Source organism: Ligilactobacillus equi DSM 15833 = JCM 10991 (genome assembly GCF_001435735.1).
GTDB classification, from domain to species: Bacteria; Bacillota; Bacilli; order Lactobacillales; family Lactobacillaceae; genus Ligilactobacillus; species Ligilactobacillus equi.
Window position 1 is genome coordinate 1 of the sequence record NZ_AZFH01000038.1, and the last position, 9,496, is coordinate 9,496.

Below are 9,496 nucleotides of genomic sequence, written 5' to 3' on the forward strand. Positions count from 1 at the left end.
GCAGTCTGTATCTATGCAACTTGTGACAGAGAACGTAAGGTTCAACCTTACAAGCCTCTCTCTTTAGAGAGGGGTAGTTGACAGATACGCGGAAAATATGAAAGAAGTGTGAAGAGTCCGCTACCTTTTTCGGAAATTTAGAGTTTAAATTTAAATTTTATCTAAAAGATGCGAAATTCTAGAGTTTTGGTGGTATGCTAGAAAGGAAGTCAGAAAGGAAAGAGAATTTTATGGAATATTTTAAAAATAATAAAGTCCAAGTCATTGGGTTAGCTTTGGCAATTATTGCTGCGATTGTCAGTCTTTGCTTACCAGTGGTTGGTCTCTACGGTGGGATTGCCGCAGTTTTAACTTTTATTTTTGCAGGAGTAAGTGAATGGTACAGTCCTAGTATTTGGGCTAAGAGTCTGATGCTCGGCAGTGGTTTGATTGCTACTTTTTACACGGTACAATTATTACAAATGATTATGACGCTAATGGCGTATGGTTTGATGGGGTAGGTGAGAAAGATGAAAAATGATACAGCCTTATTGCGAGTTTTAGGTACGGGATTGAAGTCAGTTTTAGATTACAAAGGTCAAACTAAGCGGGCTGATTTTTGGTGGTTTACGCTTACCAGTAGTATCGTTACCATGTTAGCGACATACGCCGGTGTAGTTTGTTTTGTGTTGGGAGTTATTGCACAACAACAAGTCTACACTTATATCGCCTATACCATTGCCTTTATTGGGGCAGTTTATGCTATTTGGGCCCTATTAGCTTGGATTGCTGCCGGGGTTCGGCGTTTACGAGATGCGGGTTATCAACCATGGTGGATGTTTATCATCTTGGTACCAGTATTTGGTCACCTAGCTTTAATCTTAATGCAAGCTCAACCATCAAAATAAATAAAAAGCCGGCGTGATGCCGGTTTTTTTACGCATAATTATTACTTGATGTGGTAGAGGTTAAGGGAATTCAAACCCGCTAATTTTTCTTTTAAAACGGGAGCAATTGTTTCCACTAAAAGGTCATAGGCCTCAGAACTGTAGTGAATTCCGTCGGCTTGGAGGAGTTGGTCCTTATTTTCTTTATAGAGTAAGAAGACTTTATTCCAATCCACCAAGGGAATATTGTACAAGTGTGCTACTTCGCGGGTCGCCAAAGCATAGGCTGCCATCTTTTGGTCTAAACGATCAGGATGTAAAGTTTCATCTGCTAATCCTGGTGTGACTAAGATAACTTTTTGACTACCAATCATATCAATCATTTTCTTGAGATTGTCTTTATAATCTTCAAGCGAAATATCAGTTGCGGCCGCATCGTTAGTACCAAAAAAGATGAGTACCACCTGAGGATTAACTTCGAAGACGTCGGCCTGAAGGCGAGTTTGGGCATTTTTGGTATTGTCCCCTGGTACTCCACGATTGATAAATTCACTTTGAGGGAATTTAGCTTGTAACTTATGTGTGAAGGTAGTAGACGGGAAGCCATCAATTACTCCTGCGGTAATACTGTCACCCAATAAAATAATCCGGTTCATAAAACGTTCCTCCTCGTTAAAATCCATGTCCTATTATAACTTAAAAAACAATGAAAATAAAGTGAGAAACTTGCTAAAAAAGTGTGGACGATTTATCGAGAAAGCGGTTTTAGTTGTGGTATAATGTTTATTAATTATTTTGTTCAAGAGGTGCATCGTGGAAAATCAATTAAACTACTTCAAAATTTCCCGCCAGGAATGGTATTCCCTTGACCGGCACAAGGCCTTGAATATTAAACTCAGTTCCAAAAAGCTGAACCATATTCTTTCATTGAATGACCGTATTTCCCAAGCGGATGTACAAGAGGTCTACTTACCCTTGGTGCGGCTATTGGAAGGAATTTTACAAAATCAGCAAGAAAAACAAAAATTACAGGCTAATTTTCTCGGTATTCAACAAAAACATACGCCTTTCATTATCGGTATTGCCGGTTCAGTAGCAGTCGGCAAGAGTACTACGGCGCGACTATTACAAAATATTTTGCAAGAAGTTTATCCTAATAAAATGGTACGCTTGATTACAACCGATGGTTTCTTATATCCTAATGCTGAACTCAAACGCCGGCAATTAATGGAAAAAAAAGGCTTCCCGGAAAGCTATGATATGGATCGCCTTTTACGTTTCGTTGACGATGTGCGCAACGGACTTCCAGCCAAAGCACCGGTTTATTCTCACAATACATACGATATTGTGGCTGGTGAATATGAAGTTATTAATCAGGTCGATATTTTAATTATTGAGGGGATTAATACCCTCCAGTTACCAAGTAATCAACAACTTTATGTCAGTGACTACTTTGATTTTTCAATTTACGTTGATGCGAAAGAAGAGTTAATCAAGAAGTGGTACCTTGAACGTTTCAACATGTTACTTGATATTGCCCAAAATAATCCCAATGATTATTACTACTCCTATGCTATCGGTAGTCGGGAAGTTGCTATGAAAATGGCACGCAACGTCTGGCAGAAGGTGAACCACCCCAATCTTTTAGAATATATCTTGCCTACAAGAAATCGCGCAGATTTAATTATGTCTAAAGGGGAAAATCATTTGGTAAACGAACTATTTTTGCGTAAATATTGAATTTTTGGTCTAAATGTACGGAATTTACTCAAAAAGCGGTTGACCTTGACGGAAGAAATAGATAAAATTAGGCGTAAACAAAGTTAAAGAAAGAACTATGAGGTGAAAGACTTGGCAAATGTTGACCGTAATGCTTTCGACAAGATTATTGTCTTGGACTTCGGAAGTCAGTACAACCAGTTGATTACACGTCGGATTCGCGAGTTTGGGATTTACTCAGAATTGATGTCTCACAAACTTACCGCAGCTGAAATTAAGGCGATGAATCCTAAGGGTATTATCTTTTCCGGTGGTCCCAATAGTGTTTACGATGAATCTGCTTTTACAGTAGATCCAGAAATTTTGAACTTGGGCATTCCTGTTTTAGGAATTTGCTACGGGATGCAATTAATGGCCCATACTCTTGAAGGTGGGAAAGTTGAAAGTGCTACTAATAAGGAATACGGGAAGGCTATCATTGATGTAGTTAGAGATAACGTCATGTTTAAGGACCTACCTAAGGAACAAACCGTTTGGATGAGTCACGGGGATTTGGTAACTCAAGTTCCAGCTGGCTTTGAAGTAACGGCAACAAGTGCCAACTGCCCAATATCAGCGATGGCCAACGATGCCAAGAAACTTTATGGTTTACAATTCCACACTGAAGTTCGGAATACGGAATTCGGAAATGATATTTTACGTCACTTTGCTTTCGATGTTTGTGGGGCCCAAGCTAACTGGTCCATGACAGACTTTATTGATATGCAAGTGGCTGATATTCGTGCCAAAGTCGGTGACAAAAAAGTAATTTTAGGTCTTTCTGGTGGGGTTGACTCTAGTGTTACCGCAGCGCTCTTGAACCGGGCAATCGGAGACCAGTTGACTTGTATCTTCGTCGATCATGGTCTTTTACGGAAAAATGAAGCTGACCAAGTGATGGAAGCTTTAGGTAAAGGACTAGGAGTTAAAATTGTCAAAGTCGATGCAGCAGATCGTTTCTTAGGTAAATTAGCCGGTGTTTCCGACCCTGAACGCAAGCGGAAAATTATCGGTAATGAGTTTGTGGAAGTTTTCAATGATGAAGCGCGTAAGTTAAAGGATGCAGATTTCCTTGCGCAAGGAACGCTCTATACTGACGTAATTGAATCTGGGACAGATACGGCTCAAACGATTAAGTCACACCACAATGTAGGTGGTTTACCAGAAGAATTAGGCTTTGAATTAATTGAACCATTGAACACCTTATTTAAGGACGAAGCTCGCGAGTTAGGTGAAAAATTGGGGATTCCACATGAATTAGTGTGGCGTCAACCATTCCCAGGTCCTGGCTTAGGAATTCGGGTGATTGGTGAAATTACGGAAGAAAAATTAGAAATTGTTCGTGAGTCTGATGCCATCTTGCGTGAAGAAATTGCTAAACATGGTTTAGACCAAGAAATTTGGCAATACTTCACGGTCTTACCAGGAATTCGCTCTGTTGGGGTGATGGGAGATGGTCGGACATATGACTACACGATTGGGATTCGTGCGGTAACTTCGATTGATGGGATGACAGCGGACTTTGCCAAGATTGACTGGGATGTTTTACAAGCCATCTCTGTTCGCATGGTAAACGAAGTGGCCCACATCAACCGCGTCGTCTACGACATTACCTCCAAGCCACCTTCCACTATCGAATGGGAGTAATTCGGGTGCTTTGTAACACCTCATATAACGTAATAAATGCCCGTTTAATAAGGTTTTTATTTTTAATCAGTCGTTATTATCTGATACAAAAAAGGAAAAAAGATAAGGTTTTAGATGACACTTTTTTGTTTTGTGGCTAACTGATATGAGTAATTGACCAAGCTAATTTTGGCTTGGTTTTTTGATTTTAATCTAGCAACTAAAAAGTGGTAAAATCAACATGTAAAATCGTCAGAGGAGTGATTTTTATGAAACAAGGAACAACTATTATTACATTAGACAACGGCTATCATCTATGGACTAATACTCAAGGACAAGGGACAGTTCACCTTTTAGCCTTACATGGAGGTCCCGGTGGCAACCATGAATATTGGGAAGATACAGCTGATCAGCTTAAAAAGCAAGGTTTAGACGTTCAAGTGCATATGTATGACCAGTTAGGTTCACTGTACTCTGACCAACCTGATTATGATAATCCAGCGATTGCTGAAAAGTATTTGACATATGATTACTTCTTGGATGAAGTGGAAGAAGTCCGTCAAAAATTAGGCCTCGATAATTTCTACTTAATCGGTCAAAGTTGGGGTGGGGCCTTGGTACAAATGTATGCCCACAAATATGGTGACCACTTAAAAGGGGCCATCATTTCCTCTATGGTAGACGAGATTGATGAATATGTGGCTAATATTAATCGCTTGCGTGAAGAAACCTTACCTAAGGAAGCGGTGGATTTCATGCTTGAATGTGAAGAAAAAAATGATTATGCTAACCCTAAGTATCAGGAATATGTGCAAATCATGAATGAAAACTTTATTGATAGAAAACAACCTTCTAAGCTTTATCACTTAAAGGATTTAGGTGGTACGAAAGTTTACAATACTTTCCAAGGTGACAATGAATTTGTTATCAAAGGGAAGCTAGATCAATGGCATTTTCGGGATAAACTTAAGGACATCACGACTCCAACTTTATTAACCTTTGGTGAACATGAATCCATGCCTATCAAAACAGCTCACACTATGAATAGACTCTTACCTAACTCGCGTTTGGTAACCACCCCGAATGGTGGTCACCACCACATGATAGATAACGCTGAAGTTTACTACAAACATTTGGCAGACTTTATCAAAGATGTCGAAGCGGGTACTTTCCAAAACGAAGAAGAATAGTAACAAGACAGCAAAGCCATAATTAGGATTTGCTGTTTTTTGCTGAAAAGAAATTAGTTTAATAAAAACAAAAAGCGACAAAGACGCATAACAAAATTCTTGCTATATTGCGCTCTCTACCGCTTCTTGTTATAAGTATTTTGTACCTGACAGTACACAATCCTCAAAAATGAGGAGGTGATACGATTAGAAACCTTTTTGGTTGAAGTGTCGCTACAATGTATTTGCGGTACATAGAAACGAACACTTTTGTAAGCTTGCATGTAGCCTTATCGTTGCTATTGAACTTAATTAATCTTAATCAAGCGGGCGATATTTTCGGTAGTTCTGGCGATATTTTGGGGGCCAGCTTTTAAAGATTCTTCTAAACTTTGAGCTTTATCGACAATCCCAAAAATGGCAGTAATGCCGGTAGCGTAGAGTTCTTCAATCCTTTCGCCTAAGTAACCAGCTTCTGCAAAAACAGGTTTGCCAGCCTTTTGAGCAATTTGCGCGACGCCAAAAGGAGTTTTGCCAAATTTAGTTTGAAAATCCATCCCACCTTCACCGGTAAAAACATAGTCAGCTTGGGCAATTTTTTCAGCGAGTTTAACAGTTTGTGCGACGATTTCAACTCCAGTTTGGAGTTTGGCATTGGTAAAGGCGAGCAACCCAGCCCCCAAACCGCCAGCAGCCCCACTCCCAGGAATTTGGTCAACTTGTTTGCCGAGATCACGTACGATAATGTTGGAAAAATGTTGCAGACCTTGGTCTAGTTGTTGTACTTGTTGAGGATTAGCTCCTTTTTGAGGGCCAAAGACAAATGCTGCCCCATCAGGGCCAGTAAGGATATTTTTGACATCACTAGCAATGATAATTTGTGTTTTTTGCAAGCGTGGATCAAGATGTGTAGTGTCGATTTTGGAAATTTTTAGGAGATTTTCTCCGTTACCGGTTAATTCATGACCGTTTTTGTCAAGGAATATAGCTCCCAAAGCTTGAGCCATGCCCATTCCTCCATCAACCGTTGCGCTACCACCGATTCCGATGATAATGGTGTCGATATCATGATTAAGAGCATCTTTAATTAATTGCCCTGTACCGTAAGTATTGGTAATTAAGGGATTACGCTCTTGCGGTGCAACTAACATAAGACCACTAGCTTGGGCCATTTCAATTACTGCAGTTTTACCATCGCCTAAAATACCGTAGTAAGCGTCAACTGTTTGATGTGGTAGGGGTCCTTGTACTTTGAGAACTTCCTTCCTTCCGTGAGTGGCATCAACTAGGGAGTCAGTTGTTCCTTCACCTCCATCAGCCATTGGAACATGGATGATTTCAGCATCAGGATAAACTTTGCGGATTCCTTTCTCCATAGCTTGGCAGACTTCTTTAGCGGACATACTTTCTTTAAATGAATCAGGTGCGAGTACAAATTTTGGCATGTTAAATTCCTCCTGTTATTTTAAAATAAAACCATATAAAATAGTTGCAACAAGTGTCATAACACCACCGACACACATTTCGTAAGGAATTACTTGAATTCGTTCTTTAATTGACATATGCATACTTTGTGCGGTGATGTGGAAATAGTTTCCTTGAGGGACAGAGTCGATTACAGTAGCCCCTGTGTGGACCATCACAGCGCCTGCTAAAGCAGAGGTACCCGTATCAAGGATTGCTTTACCAAAAGAACCAGTGGCCAAGATAACGGCGGTTGAAGTTGAACCAACAGCAAGTCCCATCAAAATACCAGAAATCGGAGCAAGGAAAGTTCCTGAGATGCCTATATTATCGATTAAATTAACGATTTGTGTCGATAGATTTGAAGTGGAAATTAAACCAGCAATGGCGCCGGCACCTAATAAAATTAAAACAGTATCAGTAACCTTAGTTAAACCAAGATGAGCATACCTAGCAATTTTTTTACCTTGTCCCATTGCGAGAGTCCCAACGACTGAAGAAAATGGGAGAATATACATAGCGTCAATATCTAACTTAGTAAGAAATGATATGTGTAAGACAGATCCAATTGGATTAAGTAATAAGAGGATAATAGCCAATCCTGGAGCAATTAGGGCTTTTCGCAGTGGAAGTAATTCTTTTTGGGTAGAGTTATCATCTAAATCATGTTCTTTAACTGCCTGTCCTTTATTCTTAATTAAACTAGCAACTAATACTGCGGTTACTAATCCGAAGAGGGCGGGAATAAGTCCTGCTAACATAACGCTACTAAGATTAAGGTGAAAACCGTTAGCTGCCGCGATGGTATTAGGGTTAGGAGATATAATGTTTCCGGCTTTACCACCACCGGATAAAGCAGTTAAAAGAGCTAACTTACTAATTCCAGTTTGTTTCCCTACTGAAAGAGCAATAGGAGCGACAATGAGTATTGCTACAGGAATAAAGACACCTACTGCTGTAATAATCATGGTTGAGAGCGCAAGAGAAAGTAAAGCTTGTTTATTTCCCATTTTGGTAACAATTGCATGAGCGATAGTTTCAGCAGCGCCAGATTCCATCATCACACCGGCTAAAATACCAGCAGCTAAAACTCTAATAGCAGTACCTATGACACTTTGAGTTCCAGAAATGATGATATTTATTGTTTGGGCAAATGACAAACCGCCTAATAAGCAACCGATAATAGCGCCTAAAAATAACGAGTAAACTGGATTGAATTTTTTTAAAATTAATATGATTGCTACTACTAAGCCCGCTAATGCAGCAATCCAAGAAATAGTACTTGAAACCATAAAATCCACCTCAATTTTTTAATTTATGTGTTAAAATATAACATGTTTTTAATGCGCTTACATTGTGCGTTTGCACAGTATTTTTTGCAAAGGATGAATGATACATGAAATTAACCCGAATTTTAGCACAAAAAATTGTAGACAAGATGATGAAAGATATTCCTTTTAACGTTAATATTATGAATGAAAAAGGGATAATTATTGCAAGTGGTGAAGTTGAAAGAATCGGTAAAAAACATAGTGAAGCTTGTCGAGTATTACAGACTAAGAAAATTTTAATTTATAAGCAAAATAAAGAAAGAGGAAACGTCCAACCAGGAATTAATATGCCAATTGAATTTCGAAATCGTGTTATCGGGGTAGTAGGTATTACGGGGGATCCGATTCATGTCAAACCATTTGCTTTACTACTAAAGGATGCGACTGAGTTATTATTAGAACAACGAGCTTTTCAGGAAAGTGAGGAGAGCAAGGCTAAGAAGTTAACCCGTTTTCTTTTTAGATGGACGCAAAAGGACATTGATACTGATACGGTTGAAAATTTAAAGAGAGAAGCGTTAGATTTAAATATCGACTTTTATCAAGAAAGAACCGTTGTGGTAATTAAGTGTTCACACCATGATCTTATGGATTTGAAATTGAGTCAACAAGACTTTCATTTAAACCGTTCTGTTGATACTCAAGTTATGATTTGTCATAGTAAAAAGTCGATCCAAGCATGTTTAGATTATGCGTATCAAAGAGGTTACCGAGTTGCAGTAGGGATGACAGGGGTTAATGTTGGGCGCTCATTTTTTGAGGCACAAACGACGTTGCACTTTGCGAATTTATTGCAAGAAGACTATCATAGCTATGGTCAAGTATATTTTCTTCAAAAAATTCTAGAGTCTAGCCTTAATGATGATACCGAATTATTGAAGAAATTTTCGTTATTAGAAAACACGAGTCTAGGTACCGACTTGCTAGAAACTTTACTAACTTATTTCAAAAATAATGGTAATATGTCGCAAACAGCACTTAAGTTACACATTCACCGTAATACTTTATTGTATCGGCTAGCTAAAATTAAAGAGCTAATGGGGTTAGACCCACATAATTTTGTCGACCTCTTTCAGTTATATGCAGCTCTTCTCACCTATCTTGATTCTAAAAATCGAGGAATTTCGGTTTTAAAAAAGTAAGGCAAACTGTAAAATTAAGTTAACCACCTAGTAAAATAAAAAAATGCCATAAGCATTTACCGTGTTATCATAAAATAACCAAACAAAACAAATGAAAGGCACGGTAAAGTACTTATGACATTGGTTAATGATAACACACA

General features: G+C 38.8%; 9 protein-coding genes. 6 read left to right on the forward strand and 3 right to left on the reverse strand.

Features of this window, described 5'->3' with window-relative positions; all coding sequences use genetic code 11:
• Positions 1–230 precede the first annotated feature (230 nt).
• Both FC36_RS04810 and FC36_RS04815 read left to right on the forward strand, forming a co-directional pair.
• Positions 231–500, forward strand: coding sequence for a hypothetical protein (locus FC36_RS04810; RefSeq protein WP_025021176.1), 270 nt, complete (start codon positions 231–233; stop codon positions 498–500).
• 9 nt (positions 501–509) lie between these two features.
• Positions 510–887, forward strand: a complete 378-nt coding sequence (locus tag FC36_RS04815) for a DUF805 domain-containing protein (protein WP_025021177.1) — start codon at positions 510–512, stop codon at positions 885–887.
• Between the two features lie 41 nt (positions 888–928).
• Here the strand turns inward: FC36_RS04815 and FC36_RS04820 are convergent, their stop codons facing one another.
• Entirely contained in the window at positions 929–1,522 is a 594-nt protein-coding gene (locus tag FC36_RS04820; RefSeq protein WP_025021178.1) for a DUF459 domain-containing protein, read from the reverse strand.
• 157 nt (positions 1,523–1,679) lie between these two features.
• Here FC36_RS04820 and coaA point away from each other — a divergent pair, with 157 nt between their 5' ends.
• The 3 genes from coaA (at position 1,680) to FC36_RS04835 (ending at position 5,440) form a co-directional block, all read left to right on the forward strand.
• Positions 1,680–2,606, forward strand: a complete 927-nt coding sequence (gene coaA / locus FC36_RS04825; RefSeq protein WP_025021179.1) for a type I pantothenate kinase — start codon at positions 1,680–1,682, stop codon at positions 2,604–2,606.
• A gap of 111 nt (positions 2,607–2,717) precedes the next feature.
• Entirely contained in the window at positions 2,718–4,271 is a 1,554-nt protein-coding gene (gene guaA, locus FC36_RS04830) for a glutamine-hydrolyzing GMP synthase (RefSeq protein ID WP_056986741.1), read from the forward strand.
• A 248-nt stretch (positions 4,272–4,519) separates the two neighbouring features.
• Positions 4,520–5,440 carry a proline-specific peptidase family protein gene (locus tag FC36_RS04835; protein ID WP_023859513.1) on the forward strand — a complete coding sequence of 307 codons (921 nt, stop codon included), beginning with the start codon at positions 4,520–4,522 and terminating at the stop codon, positions 5,438–5,440.
• A gap of 287 nt (positions 5,441–5,727) precedes the next feature.
• On the opposite strand, the gene FC36_RS04840 is transcribed toward FC36_RS04835, so the two are convergent.
• Positions 5,728–6,864, reverse strand: a complete 1,137-nt coding sequence (locus FC36_RS04840) for a glycerate kinase (protein ID WP_025021180.1) — start codon at positions 6,862–6,864, stop codon at positions 5,728–5,730.
• Positions 6,865–6,879: 15 nt separating this feature from the next.
• Positions 6,880–8,175, reverse strand: coding sequence for a GntP family permease (locus tag FC36_RS04845; protein ID WP_025021181.1), 1,296 nt, complete (start codon positions 8,173–8,175; stop codon positions 6,880–6,882).
• 104 nt (positions 8,176–8,279) lie between these two features.
• Between FC36_RS04845 and FC36_RS04850 the strand changes: the two genes are divergently transcribed.
• Positions 8,280–9,356, forward strand: coding sequence for a CdaR family transcriptional regulator (locus FC36_RS04850; RefSeq protein ID WP_025021182.1), 1,077 nt, complete (start codon positions 8,280–8,282; stop codon positions 9,354–9,356).
• The last annotated feature ends 140 nt before the right edge of the window (positions 9,357–9,496 follow it).

Excerpts from the sequence above, each read along its gene's own strand:
- FC36_RS04845 (WP_025021181.1), bottom strand. The coding sequence starts at position 8,175 with ATGGTTTCAAGTACTATTTCTTGGATTGCTGCATTAGCGGGCTTAGTA.
- FC36_RS04835 (WP_023859513.1), top strand. The coding sequence starts at position 4,520 with ATGAAACAAGGAACAACTATTATTACATTAGACAACGGCTATCATCTA.
- FC36_RS04820 (WP_025021178.1), bottom strand. The coding sequence starts at position 1,522 with ATGAACCGGATTATTTTATTGGGTGACAGTATTACCGCAGGAGTAATT.
- FC36_RS04850 (WP_025021182.1), top strand. The coding sequence starts at position 8,280 with ATGAAATTAACCCGAATTTTAGCACAAAAAATTGTAGACAAGATGATG.
- FC36_RS04815 (WP_025021177.1), top strand. The coding sequence starts at position 510 with ATGAAAAATGATACAGCCTTATTGCGAGTTTTAGGTACGGGATTGAAG.
- FC36_RS04810 (WP_025021176.1), top strand. The coding sequence starts at position 231 with ATGGAATATTTTAAAAATAATAAAGTCCAAGTCATTGGGTTAGCTTTG.
- FC36_RS04840 (WP_025021180.1), bottom strand. The coding sequence starts at position 6,864 with ATGCCAAAATTTGTACTCGCACCTGATTCATTTAAAGAAAGTATGTCC.